This is a genomic window from Micromonospora sp. NPDC048835, from assembly GCF_040649995.1.
Lineage (GTDB): Bacteria > Actinomycetota > Actinomycetes > Mycobacteriales > Micromonosporaceae > Micromonospora.
Window position 1 is genome coordinate 131,410 of record NZ_JBEZGM010000012.1, and the last position, 19,853, is coordinate 151,262.

At 72.3% G+C, this 19,853-nt stretch carries 20 protein-coding genes; 18 read left to right on the forward strand and 2 right to left on the reverse strand.

Features of this window, described 5'->3' with window-relative positions; all coding sequences use genetic code 11:
- On the forward strand, nt 1-999 hold the full coding sequence (locus tag AB0C15_RS16870; RefSeq protein WP_357352762.1) for a nucleoside triphosphate pyrophosphohydrolase: 999 nt from the start codon (nt 1-3) through the stop codon (nt 997-999).
- Nucleotides 1,000-1,132: 133 nt separating this feature from the next.
- Nucleotides 1,133-2,752, forward strand: coding sequence for a DUF885 domain-containing protein (locus tag AB0C15_RS16875; protein WP_357352764.1), 1,620 nt, complete (start codon nt 1,133-1,135; stop codon nt 2,750-2,752).
- A gap of 114 nt (nt 2,753-2,866) precedes the next feature.
- Here the strand turns inward: AB0C15_RS16875 and AB0C15_RS16880 are convergent, their stop codons facing one another.
- A complete protein-coding gene (locus tag AB0C15_RS16880) occupies nt 2,867-3,559 on the reverse strand; it encodes a hypothetical protein (protein WP_357352766.1) in 693 nt (230 codons plus the stop codon).
- 213 nt (nt 3,560-3,772) lie between these two features.
- Between AB0C15_RS16880 and eno the strand changes: the two genes are divergently transcribed.
- The 16 genes from eno (at nt 3,773) to AB0C15_RS16960 (ending at nt 17,965) form a co-directional block, all read left to right on the forward strand.
- Complete coding sequence (gene eno / locus AB0C15_RS16885; RefSeq protein WP_357352768.1) at nt 3,773-5,056, forward strand: phosphopyruvate hydratase; 1,284 nt, start codon at nt 3,773-3,775, stop codon at nt 5,054-5,056.
- A 32-nt stretch (nt 5,057-5,088) separates the two neighbouring features.
- Nucleotides 5,089-5,727 carry a septum formation initiator family protein gene (locus AB0C15_RS16890; RefSeq protein ID WP_357352924.1) on the forward strand — a complete coding sequence of 213 codons (639 nt, stop codon included), beginning with the start codon at nt 5,089-5,091 and terminating at the stop codon, nt 5,725-5,727.
- A 34-nt stretch (nt 5,728-5,761) separates the two neighbouring features.
- Entirely contained in the window at nt 5,762-6,319 is a 558-nt protein-coding gene (locus AB0C15_RS16895) for a DUF501 domain-containing protein (RefSeq protein WP_357352770.1), read from the forward strand.
- On the forward strand, nt 6,316-6,837 hold the full coding sequence (locus AB0C15_RS16900) for an amino-acid N-acetyltransferase (protein WP_357352772.1): 522 nt from the start codon (nt 6,316-6,318) through the stop codon (nt 6,835-6,837). Before AB0C15_RS16895 ends, AB0C15_RS16900 begins: the two co-directional genes overlap by 4 nt.
- Before the next feature lie 103 nt (nt 6,838-6,940).
- A complete protein-coding gene (locus AB0C15_RS16905; RefSeq protein WP_357352926.1) occupies nt 6,941-7,885 on the forward strand; it encodes a Ppx/GppA phosphatase family protein in 945 nt (314 codons plus the stop codon).
- Between the two features lie 291 nt (nt 7,886-8,176).
- Nucleotides 8,177-8,509: a PadR family transcriptional regulator gene (locus AB0C15_RS16910; protein WP_357352774.1), complete on the forward strand. Its 333-nt coding sequence runs from the start codon at nt 8,177-8,179 to the stop codon at nt 8,507-8,509.
- The gene (locus AB0C15_RS16915) at nt 8,506-9,546 is read left to right on the forward strand and encodes a hypothetical protein (RefSeq protein ID WP_357352776.1); all 1,041 of its coding nucleotides are present in this window, start codon (nt 8,506-8,508) and stop codon (nt 9,544-9,546) included. The genes AB0C15_RS16910 and AB0C15_RS16915 overlap by 4 nt, the downstream gene beginning before the upstream one ends.
- 130 nt (nt 9,547-9,676) lie before the next feature.
- Nucleotides 9,677-10,414: a hypothetical protein gene (locus tag AB0C15_RS16920; protein WP_357352778.1), complete on the forward strand. Its 738-nt coding sequence runs from the start codon at nt 9,677-9,679 to the stop codon at nt 10,412-10,414.
- 199 nt (nt 10,415-10,613) lie between these two features.
- On the forward strand, nt 10,614-11,300 hold the full coding sequence (locus tag AB0C15_RS16925; RefSeq protein WP_357352780.1) for a dienelactone hydrolase family protein: 687 nt from the start codon (nt 10,614-10,616) through the stop codon (nt 11,298-11,300).
- A gap of 19 nt (nt 11,301-11,319) precedes the next feature.
- Nucleotides 11,320-12,033, forward strand: a complete 714-nt coding sequence (locus AB0C15_RS16930; RefSeq protein ID WP_357352782.1) for a uracil-DNA glycosylase — start codon at nt 11,320-11,322, stop codon at nt 12,031-12,033.
- A gap of 22 nt (nt 12,034-12,055) precedes the next feature.
- Nucleotides 12,056-12,841, forward strand: coding sequence for a DUF4129 domain-containing protein (locus tag AB0C15_RS16935; RefSeq protein WP_357352784.1), 786 nt, complete (start codon nt 12,056-12,058; stop codon nt 12,839-12,841).
- Complete coding sequence (locus AB0C15_RS16940) at nt 12,838-13,422, forward strand: hypothetical protein (RefSeq protein WP_357352786.1); 585 nt, start codon at nt 12,838-12,840, stop codon at nt 13,420-13,422. Before AB0C15_RS16935 ends, AB0C15_RS16940 begins: the two co-directional genes overlap by 4 nt.
- Nucleotides 13,422-14,429, forward strand: coding sequence for a MoxR family ATPase (locus AB0C15_RS16945; RefSeq protein WP_357352788.1), 1,008 nt, complete (start codon nt 13,422-13,424; stop codon nt 14,427-14,429). Before AB0C15_RS16940 ends, AB0C15_RS16945 begins: the two co-directional genes overlap by 1 nt.
- Nucleotides 14,429-15,871, forward strand: coding sequence for a DUF58 domain-containing protein (locus tag AB0C15_RS16950; protein WP_357352790.1), 1,443 nt, complete (start codon nt 14,429-14,431; stop codon nt 15,869-15,871). Before AB0C15_RS16945 ends, AB0C15_RS16950 begins: the two co-directional genes overlap by 1 nt.
- A 96-nt stretch (nt 15,872-15,967) precedes the next feature.
- Complete coding sequence (locus AB0C15_RS16955; RefSeq protein ID WP_357352792.1) at nt 15,968-16,531, forward strand: hypothetical protein; 564 nt, start codon at nt 15,968-15,970, stop codon at nt 16,529-16,531.
- 102 nt (nt 16,532-16,633) lie between these two features.
- Nucleotides 16,634-17,965 carry an NAD(P)/FAD-dependent oxidoreductase gene (locus AB0C15_RS16960; protein WP_357352794.1) on the forward strand — a complete coding sequence of 444 codons (1,332 nt, stop codon included), beginning with the start codon at nt 16,634-16,636 and terminating at the stop codon, nt 17,963-17,965.
- A 27-nt stretch (nt 17,966-17,992) separates the two neighbouring features.
- Here AB0C15_RS16960 and AB0C15_RS16965 read toward each other — a convergent pair whose 3' ends face one another.
- Nucleotides 17,993-19,852, reverse strand: a complete 1,860-nt coding sequence (locus tag AB0C15_RS16965; protein WP_357352796.1) for a hypothetical protein — start codon at nt 19,850-19,852, stop codon at nt 17,993-17,995.
- Between the last annotated feature and the right edge of the window lies 1 nt (nt 19,853).

The following is a 19,853-nucleotide window of genomic DNA, read 5'->3' on the forward strand; positions in this document are numbered from 1 at the left end:
ATGACCGCACGGATCGTCCTCCTGGTCACCTCACCCCGGTTGCCGGCGGGCCTGTTGACCTCCGCGGCGTGGGACGTCGTACGCCAGCACCCGGTGTTGACCGGGGCGGACAGCGAGTTGGTCACGGCCGTGCGTCAGGCGGGCGCCGAGGTCACGGTGGTGGAGGGTCCGGCGACGCAGCCACTGCTGGACGCGGTGGCGGCGCACGGCACGGTGGTGTGGTTGGCCGGCCCGGCGGGTGACGAGGCGTTGGCCCGGGAGTTGGGTCTGCGGTTGGCTCGGCAGCCGGGGTTGGCCGAGATGGAGTTGATGTACGGCTCGTGGGATCCGCCGGGTGCCCGGCTACTCGACGCGGTGGCCGTGCTGGATCGACTGGCCTCTCCGGGTGGTGACCCGTGGAAGCGGGCGCAGACGCACCGCAGCCTCGCCGGTTACCTGCTTGAGGAGAGCTACGAGGCGTACGACGCGATAAGCGCTGATGACACCGACGCGCTGCGCGAGGAGTTGGGCGACGTGTTGTTGCAGGTGGTCCTGCACGCGCGGCTGGCGGAGGAGCTGCCCGAGGGCGAGCGGTGGACCATCGACGACGTGGCCGGTGGCCTGGTCGACAAGATGATCCGGCGCAATCCGCACGTCTTCGCCGGCGCCGAGGTGGGCACCCTGGAGGAGATCACCGAGAACTGGGAGCGGATCAAGCGCGCGGAGAAGGCGCGCCACTCGGTGCTCGACGGTGTGGCCCTGAGCCAGCCCGCGCTCTCTCTTGCCGCGCAGATCCTGGACCGCGCCGCCCGCCGAGGCATCGAGGTCCCGCCCCCGTCGGCCGGAACCGACGCCGACGCCGAGGCAAGGTTGGGTGCCGACCTGCTGGCCACGGTGGCGGCGGCCCGCGAGGCGGGCCTAGACCCGGAGGCAGCCCTACGCCGCGCCGCCCTAACCCAAGCCGAAACCATCCGCGCCGCCGAACCCGAACCCGAACCCCCACCCGCCGGCTCTCGCTGATCAAGAGGTTTGCGTCAAGATTCGGCTCAGATCTGACGCAAACCTCTTGATCAACCCACTGGGGTGGGGTGGGGTGGGGTGGGGTGGGGGCGGGACTGGGCGGCGGGGGCTTGGTGGTCGGTAGGGTTAGCTGGTGGAAGCGTTTGGGGTGCTGGCTGAGCGGGTCGTCGAGGCTCTTCTGGAATCGCGGCCGGGGGTTGCCACCGCGGCGGGTGACCACCGCTTCGACGGTCGGCTGCCGGACCTGTCCGCCGACGGGTTGACCGCCGACCGGGCGATGCTCACCGACGCGGGCAACGCGCTGTCCGAACTGGACCCGGACGCGCTCGACGTCGACGATCAGGTCGACCACGCGCTGCTCACCTCACTCGTCGATCGCGAGCTGTTCGAGCTGACCGAGATCCGGTCGCACGAGTGGAACCCGTTGCGGCACAACCCCGGCCCGCTGCTGCACGCTCTCCTCGCCCGCCCGTTCGCCCCGGCCGACGTCCGGCTGACCAGCCTCGCCGGCCGGCTCGCCGCCGTACCGGACGCCCTGGCCACCGCCCGCGCGACGCTGCGGGACATGCCGCGGATCCACGCCGAGACGGCGGTCGGGCAGTTCACCGGCACCGCCGCCCTGATCCGGGACGAGGTGCCGGCGCTGCTCGCCCAGGCACCGGGCCACCTCGACCGGGTCGAGCCGGCGGCCACCGCCGCGATCGCCGCCCTTGACGAGTTCGTCGCCTGGCTGCGCGCCGGCCTGGCCGCCGATGCCGGCCCCGGCCGTGACCCCCGACTGGGTCGGCGTCGGTGGGAGGCCCGGCTCTGGCACACCCTCGACACCGAGTTGGGCGCCGCCGAGATCCAGCGCCGCGCGTGGGCCAACCTGGACCGGGTCACCGCGGAGATCCGCGAGGCCGCAGTGGAGCTGGTGGGCGGCCCGGCCGACGACGCGACCGTACGCCGGGCGCTGGACCTGCTCGCCGCCGAGCACCCGAACGACGCGACCGTTGTCGAGCTGGCCGGGGTGACCCTGGACGAGGCGACCGACTTCGTCCGCGCACACGACCTGGTCACCCTCGTCGACGACAGGTGTGTGATCCAGGAGATGCCGGAGTTCGCCCGGGGGGTCGCGGTGGCGTACTGCGACGCGCCCGGCCCGCTGGAGACCGCCGTCGTGCCGACCTTCTACTGCATCGCGCCGACCCCGTCGGAGTGGTCGGCGGGGCGTGTGGAGTCGTTCTACCGCGAGTACAACGACCACATGATCCGCAACCTGACGGTGCACGAGGCGATGCCGGGGCACTTCCTGCAACTCGCCCACGCCCGCCGCTACGTCGGCGGCACCCGGGTTCGCGCGTTGGCCGAGTCCGGCCCGTTCATCGAGGGCTGGGCGGTCTACGCGGAGGAGGTGATGACGGGGCTCGGCTTCGGGGGTCTGCCGGTGCGGTTGCAGCAGCTCAAGATGCAGCTCCGGATGACCATCAACGCTCTGCTGGACCAACTGGTGCACGCCGAGGACCTGCCCGAGGTCGAGGCGATGGCGTTGATGACCGGGCGCGGTTTCCAGGAGGAGGGCGAGGCGGCCGGCAAGTGGCGGCGGGCGCAGCTCACCTCCACCCAGCTCTCCACCTACTTCGTCGGGTACAGCGAGGTGGCCGAGATCGCCGCCGCCCGCCCGGACGGGGTGTCCGTCCGCGACTGGCACGACGCGATGCTCGCCCACGACTGCCCGCCCCCGCGCCACCTGCGCACCCTGCTCGGTCTCTGAGCAGACACGCCGGGGCCGCGTCGGCTCGGCGCCGCGCGCCGGTCACCGTCGCGTCGATCAGCCAGCGCGAGATGGAGTACGCGGGCGGCAGTCGCGCGGTCGACGTGGGGTTGGTCACGAGCCGCCGGGGCGGCGGTCGACGACGCCGGCACCGGCGGGCGGGTCGAAGGCGTCCTCGTCGACGGTCGCCGAGTAGTCGCTCAGGGCCAGCTCCATCGGCTTGCCGTCGACCGGCCCGGTGAAGCTGCCGAGCACACCCTCGGTGGTCACGCAGGCGGTGAAGTCGCCGGACGCGCTCTCCACCGCGACGCAGGCGGCGTGGTGCCCGGCGACCGTGGTGTCCTTCTGCTCGATCACCGCTTGCGGGTCGAGCGCGGCGGCGGTGAGCAGCCCGACCACCACCGGCGGCGTGACGAGGCCCTGCCGGTTGGCCTCGCCGAACAGCGTCACCGTGGGCTTGCTGCCCGGGCTGGGCGGGGCGACGAGCGTGCACTGCGGGCGGGCGCCGGTCGTCGTACACCTGGTGATGGCATCCGGAGTGACGGTGAGTTGCCCACCCGGGTAGGTGTACGTGGATCGGGCCGGGTCCTGTGCCTGCACGATCGCCGCGGTCTGGCCGCCGGGCAGTTGGTAGTCGGCCGAGTAGGTCAACTCCAGGGCCCGATCGAGTCGGGCGGCGAGGTCGTTGACGAGTTCCGAGCGGCCCATGGCGACTCCGGCGTCCTCGAATGTCTGACAGCCGGTGACCGTGAGCGACGCGATGACCGACACGGCGAGCATGCGGAGGGTGGTCGAGGCGGCGGGCATGGCGACCAGCCTGGTGGATCTGGTCCGCGCAGCGCAAACCCGTTGCCGGTTGACGCCCGGAAATCCGGGAATGTCCGTCAACGCGGGGTGACTCGGGTGCGCGGGCGACGCCGTGCTCGTTCCCGCCGCCCGATACGCTGCGTTCAACACCTGCCTCAGCCGCACCGTCGCGGCCCACCCACGGACCGGATCACAACAACGAGGAGCGACTTAGTGGCAACCATCGAGGGAATCGTCGCCCGGGAGATTCTCGACTCGCGGGGCAACCCCACGGTCGAGGTCGAGGTCGGCCTGGACGACGGCACGGTGGCCCGCGCCGCCGTGCCCTCCGGCGCCTCCACCGGCGCCTTCGAGGCGATCGAGCTGCGCGACGGTGACGCCGACCGCTACCAGGGCAAGGGCGTGGAGAAGGCGGTCTCCAACGTCGAAGACAAGATCGTCGACCAGATCATCGGGTACGAGGCCAGCGAGCAGCGGCTGATCGACCAGAAGATGCTCGACATCGACGGCACCGACAGCAAGTCGGAGCTGGGCGCGAACGCCATCCTCGGGGTCTCCCTGGCGGTGGCGAAGGCCGCTGCCGGCAGCGCCGAGCTGAGCCTCTTCCGCTACCTGGGCGGCCCGAACGCGCACCTCCTGCCCGTGCCGATGATGAACATCCTCAACGGTGGCGCGCACGCCGACTCGAACGTCGACATCCAGGAGTTCATGATCGCGCCGATCGGCGCGCCCACCTTCCGGGAGGCGCTGCGCTCGGGCGCGGAGGTCTACCACGCGCTGAAGTCGGTGCTGAAGAAGAAGGGCCTGTCCACCGGGCTCGGTGACGAGGGTGGCTTTGCGCCCAACCTGCCGACCAACGCGGCGGCCCTGGACCTGATCGCCGAGGCGGTCGAGAAGGCCGGTTACCGGCTCGGCACCGACATCGTGTTCGCGCTCGACGTGGCGGCCACCGAGTTCTTCGACAACGGCACCTACACGTTCGAGGGTGCCGCGAAGTCGGCCGACGAGATGAGCACCTACTACACCAAGCTGGCCGACGAGTACCCGATCGTGTCGATCGAGGACCCGCTGGCCGAGGACGACTGGAGCGGCTGGCAGACGCTGACCGCCTCGATCGGCGACCGGGTGCAGATCGTCGGTGACGACCTGTTCGTGACCAACCCGCAGCGCATCGCCCGGGGCATCGCGGAGAAGTCCGCGAACGCGGTTCTCGTCAAGGTCAACCAGATCGGCTCGCTGACCGAGACCCTGGACGCGGTGGACCTGGCCCACCGGGCCGGCTTCAAGTGCATGATGAGCCACCGCTCCGGCGAGACCGAGGACACCACCATCGCCGACCTGGCCGTGGCCACCGGCTGCGGCCAGATCAAGACCGGCGCGCCGGCCCGTTCGGACCGCGTCGCCAAGTACAACCAGTTGCTCCGGATCGAGGAGGAGCTGGCCGACGCGGCGCGCTACGCCGGCGCTGGCGCGTTCCCGCGCTACCGTTCGGCCTGAGACGCGCGAAGCCTCGGGGGAGGGGTGTGACGATGCAGCAGCGCCGCACACCGGGTGGTCAGCGTCCCGCCCGCCGACCGGGTCAGTCCGGTCGGCCGGGCGGTGGGCGGGCCACGCGGGGATCGGTCCGGGAGGCCGGGGTACGCGCCGAGCCGCGCGCTGCCGGTCGCGCGCCGGGTGCTGCCCGGGGCGCCGAAGGCGTGCGCTCCGCGAACCGTCCGGCCGCCGCTCGGCGTACCGCCGCCGGTGGTGGCGTGAAGCGGCTCGCCGCACCCCGCCCCCGTCGCTTCACCGGCCGGGCCACCGTGCTCTTCGCCGTCCTGATCGCGCTCGCGCTGGCCTACACCTACCCGGTCCGGGTCTACCTCGACCAGCAGGCCAACATCGAGCGGATGGAGGCCGCCCAGGCGGCGCAGGAGCGGGAGATCGCGAAGCTCGCCGAGCGGGCCGCGAAGTGGCAGGACAAGGCGTTCATCGAGACGCAGGCTCGGGAACGGTTCTTCATGGGCCGGCCGGGCGAGAAGATGATGGTGGTGCTGCACGACCCGGAGGGCGCCGCCCGGGACGCTGGGAAGTCGGCCGGACCGGCCGCCCCGCCCGGGCCGACGACCTGGTACGACACGCTCTGGTCGAGCGTGCAGGCCGCGGACAGCCAGCAACCGGGCAAGTGAGCCACCGACCAGCGCACCAGGAGAGATGGGCACCGTGACTGTCGTACCACCGTCGGAGCCGGCGGCGGATTCCGTACCCCTGCCGCAGCGCGAGCCGGCCACCGAGGCCGACCTGGCGGCGGTGGCCGCGCAGCTCGGCCGGACGCCCCGGGGCACCCGGGCGGTCGCCCACCGGTGCCCGTGCGGCCTGCCGGACGTGGTCGAGACGACCCCCCGCCTCGCCGACGGCACCCCGTTCCCGACCCTCTACTACCTGACCTGCCCCCGGGCCACCGCGGCGTGCAGCAGGTTGGAGTCGGCGGGGCTGATGAAGGAGATGGCCGACCGGCTCACGACCGACCCGGAGCTGGCCGCCCACTACCGTGCCGCGCACGAGGACTACCTCGCCCGCCGGGAGGCGATCGGTGAGGTTCCGGAGATCGCCGGCATCTCGGCCGGCGGGATGCCGGGCCGGGTCAAGTGCCTGCACGTGCACCTGGGGCACGCGCTGGGTGCCGGGCCGGGGGTGAACCCGTTCGGCGACGAGACGCTGGAGCTGGTCGAGCCCTGGTGGGCGACCGGGCCGTGCGTGGCCGTGCCGTCAGCCGAATGAGAGCCCAGGCCGAGGACCAGATCACGGTACGGCAGGCCCGCACCGGGGACGTGCGGGGCATCCGCCGGTTGGTCGACACCTACACCGACGACCGACGGCTGCTGAGCAAGGCCACCGTCACCCTGTACGAGCACGTGCAGGAGTTCCGGGTAGCGGTCCGGGCGGAGGACGACGCAGTGGTCGGCTGCGGAGCGCTGCACGTGATGTGGGAGGACCTGGCCGAGATCCGCACGGTCGCCGTGGACCCGACCTGCCGGGGCCAGCGGATCGGTCACCGGCTGGTCGGCGAGCTGATCGACGCGGCCCGGGAGTTGGGCGTGGCACGGATCTTCGTGCTGACCTTCGAGACCCGGTTCTTCGGTTCGTTCGGCTTCCGGGAGATCGACGGCGCACCGGTGCCGCAGCCGGTCTACGAGCAGCTACTGCGCTCGTACGACGAGGGTGTCGCGGAGTTCCTGGACCTGGAACGGGTCAAACCCAACACGTTGGGCAACACCCGGATGCTGCTGCGGCTGTGATCAGGCGGTGCGGCGTCTGGTCCTACGCTTGCTGGAGTCTGCTGCCGTCGAGCCGCCGGGTGGCCGACCGTCCTGCCGTAAGGTTGCTGCCGTGACGACGCGTGTGGCGGCCATCGACTGCGGGACCAACTCGATCCGACTGCTTGTCGCCGACCTGCCGGGTGCCTCGGCCGGGCCACCGGCGCCGCTCGTCGACCTGACCCGGCGGATGGAGATCGTCCGGCTGGGGCAGGGCGTGGACCGCACCGGCCGGCTGGCACCGGAGGCGATCGAGCGCACCCGGGTGGCCTTGGCGTCGTACGCCGCCGACATCGAGAAGCTCGGCGCGCAGCGGGTGCGGATGTGCGCCACCTCGGCCTCCCGGGACGCCGCGAACGCCGCCGACTTCACCGACATGGTGCAGGCCACCCTCGGTGTCGCGCCCGAGGTGGTCAGCGGCGACGAGGAGGCCCGACTGTCGTTCACCGGCGCGGTGCGCGGGCTGCCCGCCGACGCGAAGGAGCCGTTCCTGGTCGTCGACATCGGTGGTGGATCCACCGAGTTCGTGGTCGGTGACCGGGCCGACGGGGTGCGCGCGGCGATCTCGGTGGACATCGGCTGCGTCCGGATGACCGAGCGCCACCTGCCCGGCGACCCCCCGACGCCCGAGCAGGTCGCGGCCGCCGAAGCCGACATCGCCGCCGTCGTGGACCGGGCGCTCGCCGCGGTGCCCGGCCGTGAGGCCGCCACCCTGGTCGGCCTCGCCGGGTCGGTCACCACCGTCGTCGCTCTCGCCCAGGGCCTGCGCGAGTACGAGCCGGAGCGCATCCACCACGCCCGGGTGTCGTACGAGGAGGTCGCCCGGGTGACCGGGGAACTGCTGGGGCAGACCCGTGAGCAGCGGTTGTCGAACCCGGTGATGCACCCGGGCCGCGCCGACGTGATCGGCGCGGGCGCGCTGGTGCTTCGCGTGATCATGGAGCGGGCCGGGATGCCGTCGGTGGTCGCCTCGGAGCACGACATCCTCGACGGCATCGCCTGGAGCCTCCAGCCAACCACCGCGCCCTAACCGCTTGATCAACTCACCTTCAAGGAAACCGCGTGGTCCGGGCGCCTCGGACGCCCCGACTTCCTGAAAACCGAGTCGATCAATGTGCCGCGCGGCACGGCAGGCCGTACTTGCGTCAGTCCTTCTCCGCCCGCACCCCGCCCGCACCCCGCCCGTGCCGCCTGCCCCCGCCCCCCGGCCGCGCGCGCGTCCCGCCCGTGCGCGCGTCCCGCCCGTGCCGCCTCGCCCCCGCCCGGCGTGTCGTGGGGGATCCGTTGACGGTACTTCGCATTGCGCACTAGTGTGCAATGCGTGGACACCACACAGTTGTTGAAGGGCGTGCTCGATCTGGCCGTCCTTGCCGTGCTTCGTGATGAGGACGGTTACGGCTACGACATCCTGCGCCGGCTTCGTGAGGCCGGCATGGAGGAGGTCGGTGACGCCTCGGTCTACGGGACGCTGCGCCGCCTCTACGCCGCCGGCCTGCTCACCACCTACGTCGTGCCGAGCGAGTCGGGGCCGCACCGCAAGTACTACTCGCTCAATGCTGCGGGGCGCGACCAACTGACCCGCTCCGGCAAGCTCTGGCGCTCGTTCGCCACCACCATGGACAGTCTGCTCGACGATCGGGGGATGGCGGCATGACCGTCGCGGAGCAGGAGATCACCGACTATGTGGCGCGCGTTCGGGCCGCTCTGGCCGACCTGCCGCCCGGGCAGCGGGACGAGCTGATCGAGGATCTGGCCGACCACCTCACCGAGGTCGCCGCCGAGTCCGAGGGCACCCTGGTCGAGCGGCTTGGCGAGCCCGAGACGTACGCCGCCGAGCTGCGCGCCGCGGCCGGTGCCGCGCCGGGTGGTGGGCGCAACCTCGACCAGCGGGTGGCGAGCGTGGTGGCTCAGGCCCGCGGCCGGCTGCGCACGCTGGACACCCGGCTCGGACCACCCCTGGGGTACGCGACGGCAAGCGACTTCCTCCGACTTCTGCGCCCGGCCTGGTGGGTGCTGCGCGGCTATCTCGCGGCGATGCTGGTCACCGTGATCACCACGGGTGGCGACTTCGGGCTCCTGCCGAGGTTCGGCGGTGAGCTGCTCGCCGGCCTGATCATGCTGGTCGGCTTCGTGCTCGGTTCCATCTGGATCGGTCGCAGTTCGGCCCAGCTGACCCGCTGGCCGCGCTCGGCGGTGCAGGTCGCGAGCGTTGTGCTTGTGGTCTTCGCGTTCGCCGCGCTGATCCAGGCGGAGGACCGGATGCGGTACGGCGACTACGGCATCGATCAGACGTCGATCAACGGCCCGTACGACCACGTCCAGGACGTCTTCGTCTACGACAGCGAGGGCCGGCTGGTGGAGAACGCCAGGCTCTTCGACCAGAACGGCAATCCGATCCGGCTCGGCTACCCGGACTGCGAGGGCCGCGTCGACGAGTACGGCAACCCGCTGCTGCGGCCGTACCCGTACTGCGTGGGCCGGGCGCCCTTCGGGCCCCGAGGCCCGGGCGGAACCCCACCGTCGGCGCCGGCCGCCATCAGCACTCCGGAGCCGACCGGCACGCCGACGCCGGAGCCGACCGGCACGCCGACGCCGGGGCCGACCGGTACACCGACGCTGGAGCCGAGTGGAGCGCCCGGCGAACCCACGGCGACGCCGAGTGACACTCCAACACCCATCCCGACGAGCTGATCGACGGTGTGAACTGGATCATGCGGCCGATGCTGGGAAATGACTGAACGGACGAGGCGAGCGGGACGGCACCGGAAATCAATGATCGTTACGGTGTCGTCTGCTCATCTACCCCTCGGAAGGAACCCCCGTGCCAGAGCAGGTCGCACCGCCCCCCGCGCCCGACGCCGGAACCCCTGAGCCGGCCGTCGAGACGCCGCAAGCGGCCGCGCCGCAGCCTGCCGTGCCGCAGCAGCCGTCGGGCGAGCCGAAGCCGGCCGCCGAGGCGGTGCAAGCCTCCGATGCGGCGCAGCCGGCCGCCACGCAAGCCACTGGGACGCCGCAGCCGGCCGCCACGCAAGCCGCCGAGACGCCGCAAGCCGCCGGGACGCCGCAGCCGGCCGAGACGCAAACCCCGGAGACGCCGCAGCCGGCCGAGACGCAAACCGCCGAGACGCACACCGCCGAAACGCCGCAGGCGGCCGAGCCGAAGGCGGAGAAGTCCGGCGCGACGAAGGTCCTCGGCATCGTCGGTGCGATCCTCGCCATCGTCGTCATCGCCGGCCTGAAGTTCGGCGTCGCCTCGGCGATCGGCAACTTCTTCAACAAGGACGAGACCGCGGACGCCAAGACCGGCGACTGCATCGCCAAGCTGCCCGAGGTCACCGGCAACGAGCAGGAGAAGGTCGACGGCGCCAAGGTCGTGGAGTGCACCTCCACCGAGGCGGCGTACACCGTGGTCGGTCGGGTGGACGGCCAGAGTGAGGCACAGGCGAAGGCCGACACCACCTGCACCCAGTACTTCCAGGAGGGCCAGGAGGGGTACATCTTCTCCAGCATCGAGCCGGGCAAGACGGGCTATGTGCTCTGCCTGACCAAGAAGGTCTGACCGGCGCGGCGGATCGGCGTCGACGGCGGCGGGGGAGACCCCGCCGCCGTCGGCGTACCCGGAGTCACCGGCTAGCGAACAGGAGGTGAATGCCACTGTTCCGGCGTCTTCCCGAGGGGCCGCGTGTCGTGGCAGGCTACCGGCACGTAGGACCACTGGGCGACCAGCCAACGATGACTGACCGCTAGGAGGACGGCCCATGGGCGAAATGGTGAGCTACCGCAGCAACGGGGGCGCGAGCGAGGGGTATCTCGCGATACCCGCCAGCGGCACGGCCAGCCCCGCCGTCATCGTCATCCAGGAGTGGTGGGGCCTGGTCCCGCACATCCGGTCGGTGGCGGACCGCTTCGCCGAGGCCGGTTTCGTCGCCCTCGCGCCGGATTTCTACCACGGTGAGACGGCGAGCGAGCCGGACGAGGCACAGCGGCTCCTGCTGGCGATGCGGATGGACGAGGCGGCGAAGGACATCGCCGGCGCGGCCGACTATCTCGCCGGGCGGCCCGAGGTCACCGGTAAGGTCGGGGCCGTGGGCTTCTGCGCCGGTGGCAGCCTCGCTCTCTGGTCGGCCACGGTCTCCGAGCGGATCGTCGCCACCGTCGGGTTCTATCCCGTCCTGCCCTGGGAGTCGATGCGTCCCGACTGGGCCGACTACGCCGGCAAGGCAGCGGTCATCCACTGCTCCGAAGAGGACGGCACCTCGGCCGCCGAGGGCGTGCAGACCGCTCGCCGCGCCATCGAGGAGGCCGGCGGCGACTGCCACCTCTACGACTACCCGGGCACCTCGCACGCCTTCTTCAACGACGACCGGCCGGAGGCGTTCGACCAGCGCGCCGCCTCAAGTGCCTTCGCCCGCACCCTCGAACTCTTCCGGGCCAAGCTTGGCTGAGTCGCGTACCCCCGAACAGGTGGTCGCCCGCGCAGCGCGGGCGACCGACCTGGCCGACCTCGACGCGGCGGTGGGGGACTGTTTCGCCTGCCCTCGACTGGTCGAGTGGCGGGAGGAGGTCGCACGCACCCGGCGGGCCGCCTTCCGCGACCAGGAGTACTGGGGCCGACCGGTGCCGGGTTTCGGCACCGGCGACGCGCGGATCGCCATCCTCGGGCTGGCACCCGCCGCGCACGGCGGCAACCGCACCGGCCGGATCTTCACCGGCGACCGCTCGGGTGACGTGTTGTTCGCCGCGCTGCACCGGGCCGGGCTGGCCAACCAGCCGACGAGCGTCGCCGCCGACGACGGGCTCACCGTGCGGGACCTGCGGATCTTCGCGGCCGTCAGGTGTGCGCCTCCGGACAACAAGCCGACCCCACCGGAACGGGACACCTGCGCCCCCTGGCTGCACCGCGAGGTCACGCTGATCCGCCCCACCCTGCGGGTCGTGGTCGCGCTCGGCGCGTTCGCGTGGGCTGCGTGGTGGCCGGTGCTTCGAGCGGTGTACGGGCAGCGCCCGCCCAGCCCGCGACCGTCGTTCGGTCATGGGGCACACTGGTCCGGCACGAACGCTCCGGACTTGCTGGGCTGCTACCACGTCAGTCAGCAGAACACCTTCACCGGGCGGTTGACACCAGGGATGTTGGACGACGTCTTCGGCCAGGCTAAGCAGCTGGCCGGAGTGGACTGAGACGACGCGTGGGGTGGTGGCGATGACAGACGGAACACGCCCGCCCACGCCGGTACGATCCGCCGAACCGGGTGTGCTGCGCCCGGTGCTCGGTCTGCTCCGTCGGTGGTGGCCGGTCGGCGCGATCGCCGTCCTGCTCGGCGTTGCCGCGCTGGCGTCCGCCCACTCGTCGATCGGGGCCAGTCGGATCCCGCCGGCGGCGGACAACGTGCCCTGGGTGCCCGAGTACCCGACCGTCGAGCCGTCACCGTCCATCCCGGTCGAGCCGCGCGACGCCGGCGAAGCCACCCAGGCGCACATTCCGCAGTGGGTCGGCACGGTCGCGGTGGCCCTGCTCGGGCTGGCTGTCCTCGCGGCACTCGGCTACCTGTGCTGGGTCCTGATCCGGGGCGCGATGCGCCGCACCACCCGGGCGCTGCCGGCGCAGCGGGCCCGTCGTACCGCCGAGGGCACCGCCCGCGAGGTGGTCGCCGCCCTCGACGCCGGCCTGGTGGAACTCGACGACCGGGACACCGACCCCCGGGTGGCGGTGATCGCCTGCTGGGTACGCCTGGAGGAGACCGCCGCCGCGGCCGGTGTGCCGAGGCTCGCCGGGGACACCCCCACCGATCTGGTCAGCCGACTGTTGCAGGGTGACCCGGAGGCGGGCGTACCAGCCATCGCCAGCGCCGACGTGCTGGCCGAGTTCGCGCACGTCTACCGGGAGGCCCGGTACGCGACGCACCCGGTCGGTGAGAGCACCCGGGACCAGGCCCGCGCCGCGCTGGGTCGGCTGCGTGGAGAGTTGACGACGGTGGTGACCTCATGAGCAGCACCAGCATCGACGATCTGCTCGCGTTCGAGGAGGAATCGGCGCCGGTGGGTCCGCAGCCGCGCGACTCCCGGTGGCGTCCGGTGCTGCGCCTGCTCGCGTGGGCCGCCGCGTTGGTGGCGGTCCTGCTCGTCGGCCTCCGCGCGGTGGGTCTCCAGGTCTCGCTGCCGGTGCTCGTCGCCGGGGTGCTCGCCGTGCTCGCGGTACGCCGGGTCACCGCCCTCCTCGCGCCGCCGCCCCCGCCGCCGGGCGGTGGCCGGGTCGGCGCGGGCGAGGAGGACGGCAGCTACAACTGGGGTGCCCGGGACGCGCTGCGGAGCGCGATCAACCGGTGGGAGTGGCCCCTGGACTGGTCCTCGACCCGACCCGAACGGTTCACCGGGACGGTGCTGCCCCGGATCGGTGAGCTGGCCGACGAGCGGATGCGTCTGAAACACGGCGTCACCCGTGAGTCGGATCCTGCCCGCGCTCGCGTCCTGCTGGGTGACCGGCTCTGGACGTTCCTGGAGACCCCGCCTCGCCGCACCCCGTCGCCGCGCGACCTCGCGGTGATCGTCGCCGAACTGGAGAGCATCTGATGAACGACGTGGACCGGAGCATTGCCCCCGCCGAGGTCGGGCACCTGGCTCGGGCGGTCCTGGACGCGGTCGGCACCGTGGTGGTCGGCAAACGGGAAGCGTTGGAGCTGGTCCTCGCCGGCATCCTCGCGGGCGGGCACGTGCTCCTGGAAGACCTCCCGGGGCTCGGTAAGACGCTCACCGCCCGCTCGTTCGCCCAGGCCCTCGGGTTGGACTTCCGTCGGTTGCAGTTCACCCCCGACCTGCTGCCCGCCGACGTCACCGGCTCGTTCCTCTACGACCAGCGCAACGGCGACTTCACCTTCCGGGCCGGGCCGGTCTTCACCAACCTGCTCCTCGCCGACGAGATCAACCGGACGCCGCCGAAGACCCAGTCCGCGCTGCTGGAGGCCATGCAGGAGAAGCAGGTCTCGGTGGAGGGGGTGACCTACAAGCTGGACGAACCGTTCCACGTGCTTGCCACCGCCAACCCGATCGAGTACGAGGGCACCTACCCGCTGCCCGAGGCGCAACTGGACCGGTTCCTGCTGCGGGTCTCGTTCGGTTACCCGCAGCACGAAGAGGAGTGGGAGGTACTGCGCCGCCGGATGAGCCGCCGTCGGGAGGAGGCGGACATCAAGGCGGTGGTCGACGCGGCGACGCTGCGTGCCATGCAGGCCGCCCTGGAGGACGTGGTGGTGGAGGACTCCATCGGCCGCTACATCGTGTCGCTCACCGCGGCCACCCGGGAGCACCCGTCGGTGCTGGTCGGCGCCTCGCCTCGCGGTTCGCTGGCGCTGTTGCTGCTGGCCCGGGTCCGCGCGGTGTTCGGCGGACGGGACTACGTGGTGCCGGAGGACGTCAAGTCGGTGGCGGCGCCCGCCCTGGCGCACCGGATCACCCTGCGCCCGGAGATGTGGCTGCGCCGGGTCGACCCGGCGTTCGTGGTGGGTGAGGTGCTGGAGTCGACCCCCGCCCCGGCCAGTGGCGCGCTGCCCAGTTACGCCGCCGGCGGGCCCCGGCACTGATGACCGGACCGACCGTGCCGAGGGCCACCGAAGCGGAACCGGCTGCCGGCTGGGCGCCCACCCCGGCGCTCGGTCGCGCGGTGCTGCTCGCCGGTCTGCTGCTGGTGGCCGGTGTGCTGCTGGGTCGGGTGGACCTGATCGTGCTGGCCGCCCCGTTCGCGCTGGGCACCGCGTACGCGTTGCGCCGACGGCCCACGGCGCTGCCGCAGGTGTGGATCAGCCAGGGTGACGGCGGGCCGCTCGTCGAGGGCGGAGACGTCACGGCGGCGGTGAGCGTCGGCAACCCGGACACGGTCGACTACGACCTGGTGGTGATGCGGTCCCGGGTGTCGCCGTGGTTGCCGATCGAGCGGGCCGGCTTCGCCGACAACGCAACGGTCGACGGCGAGGCGCCGCCCGCCACCCCGGCGACGGGTACGACGGCTCCGGTCAGTGGTGGACGTCGGTCCGCGGCGGACCGGCCGTTCGTCACCTCGGTGCCGATCGGTGCCGCGGTGGACCTGGAGTTGGCCGGCAAGGCGCTGCGCTGGGGCCGGCACCCGATCGGCCCCGCCGGTGCCCGGGTCGCCACAGCGGGAGGTCTGCTGGTCTCCCGGGCGGTGATCTCCGAACCGGTCCGGGTACGGGTGTACCCGCGTACCGAGCCGTTCGAGGCGGTCGAGGCGATGCCCCGCGCCGCCGGTCTGGTCGGGGCGCACCACTCCCGTCGACCTGGCGAGGGCGGCGAGTTGGCCGGCGTACGCGTCTTCGCCCCGGGGGACCGGCTGCGCCGGATCGACTGGCGGGTGTCGTTGCGGGCGCGGCAACTGCACGTGGCCGCCACCCTCTCCGACCGGGACGCGGAGGTGGTGGTGCTGCTCGACGTGCTCGCCGAGGCGGGCCGCTCCGGCGGGGTGGACGGCGCGGCCTCGGTGCTGGACACCACCGTCCGGGCCACCGCGGCGATCGCCGAGCACTACCTGCACCGGGGTGACCGGGTCTCGCTGCTGGAGTACGGGCCGGCAGCCCGTCGGCTCCGGCCGGCCGCCGGGCGGCGGCAGTACCTGACCGTCCTGGAGTGGCTGCTCGACGTCCGGGTCCACGCGTCCGCGCACGAGCCGTACGACCAGGTCTTCGGCCCGCAGTTGCTCTCCTCGGACGCGTTGGTGGTGGTGCTCACCCCGCTGCTCGACGAACGGTCGGCGCAGATGCTCGCCCGGTTGGCCCGCGGTGGGCGGTTCGTGGTGGCGGTCGACACGTTGCCGACCGATCTGGCGTCGCCGAAGGACCGGGGTTGGGCCGAGGTGGCGTACCGGTTGTGGCGCCTGGACCGGGAGATCATGATCGGGCAGCTCCGGGAGCACGGCGTGCCGGTGGTGCGCTGGGCCGGCGCGGGCAGCCTGGACCTGGTGCTGCGGGACGTGGCCCGGCTGGCGACGGCCCCAAGGGTCGGTGGCCGGTGAGCGCGAGGGGTGAGCTTGCGAGCCCCGCAGTCGCGAACGGAGGGCGGGCGCGGTGAGGGCGGGCGTGGTGAGCGCGAGAAACGAGGGCAGGCACCGATGATCGATGCCGTTACCGGGCGGGTGCGGGCGGCGCAGGGCGCCGTTGCCCGCATCAGCGTTGCCCCGCTGCTGGTCCGGGCTGCGATCTTCGTCATCGTGCTCGCCGGTTTCGCCCTGGCGTTCCCCGCCGAGGTGCTTGCCGGCCGGCCGATCCTCTTCCTGGCGGTTGCCGCCCTGTTGCCCGCGATCGGGCCGCGTCGGATCTGGGCGACCTTCACGGCGTTGGTCACGGTTGGCGGCTGGTTGCTCGCCACCGACGGGTACGGCCGTCCGGTGGCCCTCTGGCGGTTGCTCGCCGTCGCGGCCCTGCTCTACCTGGGTCACACCCTCTGCGCGCTTGCCGCGCTGTTGCCGTACGACGCGGTGGTGGACCCCGAGTTGATCACGCGCTGGCTGGTGCGGGCGGCCGCCGTGCTGTTGGGCGCCGCCGTGCTCGGCGTCGTGCTGCTGGAGGCGGCGGGGGCGGGTGGTGGCGCCGGATACCAGTGGGTGACCGTGCTGGGGCTGCTGGTGGCGGTGGGGACGGCAGCGTTGCTGGGGTGGCTGCTGCGCCGGCGGTGACCGCTGCGACATGAGGGTTACGCAGGTCACACGGGTTGTGCTCCGTCACAGATGGGGGGCGCGAGCGGGATTACCTGAGCCGGCCGGGGAAAGATAGACAACGTGAATCCGAAGCGGATCCTTGTGGTTGGTGCCGGGCACGTCGGTCTGTACGCCGCCCTGCGCCTGTCGAAGAAGCTCAGCTCCCGTGAGGCTGAGGTCATGGTGGTGGACCCCCAACCCCACATGACCTATCAGCCGTTCCTGCCGGAGGCGGCGGCGGGCAACATCTCCCCGCGGCACTCCGTGGTGCCGCTGCGGCGAGAGTTGCGGCGGTGCAAGATGGTGGCCGGCACGGTCACGCGGATCGAGCACGACCGCAAGGTTGCCACCGTGCAGCCGATCAGCGGCCCGGCCCGGGAGATCACCTACGACCACGTGATCGTGGCCCCGGGTTCGGTCTCCCGCACCCTGCCGATCCCCGGCCTGCACGAGCAGGGCATCGGGTTCAAGACCATCGGTGAGGCGATCTACCTGCGCAACCACGTGCTGGATCGGCTCGACGTGGCGGCTGCCACGCCGGATCCGGACGTCCGCCGGTCGGCGCTGACCTTCACCTTCGTCGGCGGTGGGTACGCCGGCATCGAGGCGCTCGCCGAGATGGAGGACATGGCTCGCGACGCGCTGCGCTACTACCCGGAGCTGAAGCAGGACGAGGTGCGCTGGGTGCTTGTCGAAGCCACCCAGCGGGTGCTGCCCGAGGTCGACCGGGACATGGGTGCCTACACCGTGCAGCAGCTACTGAAGCGGAACATGGACATCCGGCTGGACACCCGGCTCGAGTCCTGCGTCGACGGCGTGGTCAAGCTCTCCGACGGTGACAGCTTCCGCTCCGACACGATCGTCTGGACGGCCGGTGTGAAGCCGTCGCCGATGCTCGACGCGACCGACTTCCCGCGTGACGACCGTCGGCGGATCACCTGCATTCCCACGCTTCAGGTGGTCGACGGTGACCAGGTGCTCGAGGGTGCCTGGAGCGCCGGTGACTGCGCCGCCGTTCCGGACCTGACCAAGGAGCCGGGCAACTTCTGCTCGCCGAGCGCCCAGCACGCGGTGCGCCAGGCCGCCCGGATGGCCGACAACATCGCGGCCGTGATCCGGGGCCGGGAGCCGGTGGACTACAAGCACAAGCACGTCGGCAGCGTGGCGAGCCTCGGCCTGCACAAGGGCGTGGCCCAGGTGTACGGGATCAAGATGACCGGTTGGCCGGCGTGGGTGATGCACCGGACGTACCACATGAGCCGGATTCCGTCGTTCAACCGCAAGGTCCGCGTGGTGGTGGACTGGTCGTTGGCGTTCTTCCTCAAGCGTGAGGTGGTCGCCCTCGGTCAGTTGCACGACCCGCGCGAGGAGTTCGTCGAGGCGTCCCAGCCGGTCGGCGCGCCCCGCGTGTAGCTTCACCGGGTCTGGGCTTAGGCGGGGTCAGACGCGCCAGGTCCAGGCGTCGGCTATTCGGGTTGCCGGGCCGTAGAGCTGTTCCAGGGTTGCCCGTAGGGCTTCGGCGTGCGGGGCGTCGTCGGTGAGCGCCACACAGGAGGCACCCCAGAAGTCCGCGTCGCGGGCGGCCTGGCGGCGCTGCTCGTCGCCGATCGCCGGTTGGTCGCCGCGCCGGGCGACATCCGCCAGCAGCGCGGAGGTGGGCTGCTTGAACGTGCCCATCGCCGCGCTGCCGCCGCGTCCGTACGGCCCGATGAAGAAGCCCTCCGGCAGCCCGAAACCGGCGTCGGCGGCGGTCGCCCAGCGCATCGGCCACGGCTCCTTCGGCGTGGGCAGCGGCACCGGCACCAGCACCCCGCCCGGCGGCACGCACTGCCGCCAGTGACCGCCGGTGACGAACTCCGGCACGGCCGGTCGTCCGGTGGTCGGCAGGGGGGTCGGGAAGATCGGCAGCAGCGCCACGCCGACGGCCAGGGGGACCAGCCGCCGGGCGCGACCGGAGCCGCGCAGAGCCCGGTCGACCGCGAGCACCAGCAGCGTCGCGACGATCGGCAGCAACGCCAACGCGAACCGCATCGGCAACGCGCCGTCCACCACCGGAAGCCCTCCGATCAGGGCGTACGGACCGGGGATCGCCGTCTTGGTGCCGCCGAGCACCACCTCCGGGCCGAGTGAGAGCGCCGCCATCACCAGACCCGCCACGACGCAGGCGAAGACCAGTCGGCGTCGCCCGGCCCAGACCACGCAGACCGCGGCGACCAGCAGCAGTGGCCAGCCGAGGAACGTGTTGTACTCGGCGGGGCCGGTGGTCAGCCGGGCCGATCCGTCGGTGCCGGCGATCGACAGCGGGGACAGCGCCCACCAACTGGCCAGGTCGGCGGAGAAGTAGGCCGGGGTGAACATCCCGTCGGCCACGCCCTGCGGTCCGGCGAACTGGAACCACAGTGGGTAGCCGAGCACCAGGAGTGCGAGCCCGGCGGCGATCCCCAACCCGGCGGCGAACCCGGGGAGCGCCCGGCGGGCCAGGTCCCGGTCCGCCACCGCGTAGCCGACCGCCATCACCAGCAGCGTGATCGCGGCGAGGAAGAGCACCTCCTCGCCGATGAAGACCTGCGCGGTGACCGCGCCGGCCAGCCCCGCCGCGGAGGTCAACAGCCGTCGGCGGTCCAGCCCGACGGCTCGGCCCCGGCCGGCCCCGTCGGGTGCTCCGGGCCCCGGGTCGGACGCCCGCAGCAGCCGGACGACCAACCAGATGATCACCGGCACCAGCCACTGGGCGGTCATGTGCAGGTGACTGTTCGTCTGCGAGACCATGCCGGGTCCGAACCCGCACAGCCCGCCCCCGAGTGCGGCGGCCACCCGGCGGGCGCGCAGTGTCCGGTGGAACAGCAGGTACCAGGCGAGCGCGGTGCCGGCGAGGTTGGCGGCGGCGAGCAGTGCGAAGGTGACGGGTGCGCCGAGGAGCAGGGTGACCGGCGCGAGGAGGACGCCGAGCGCGATCACCGTGGTGTTGGCCATCAGGTTGACGCCGTCGGGAGCGTTGAGCCGGTCGGTGAGCAGGTCGAAGTCACCGAGCAGCGCGCGGGCGTCCACCGCCAGGAACCACTCGTAGAGGGTCTGGTCCTCCGGGTTGAGGGCCAGGGTGCGGCCACTCGGGTCGGGCCACAGCCCGTGGGTGAGCCAGCCGGCAAGCACCGCGAAGATCAGAGCGGCCAGCAGGTCCGCCCGGTGTCGGCGGACGGCAGCCAGCAGCCGGACGGCCCGGGGGCGGCGGTTGGCCCGATCGGCGAGGCGCAATGCCTGCTCAGGGGCGGCGTCGGGGGCCGTGGGGGCTGCGCTGCTCACG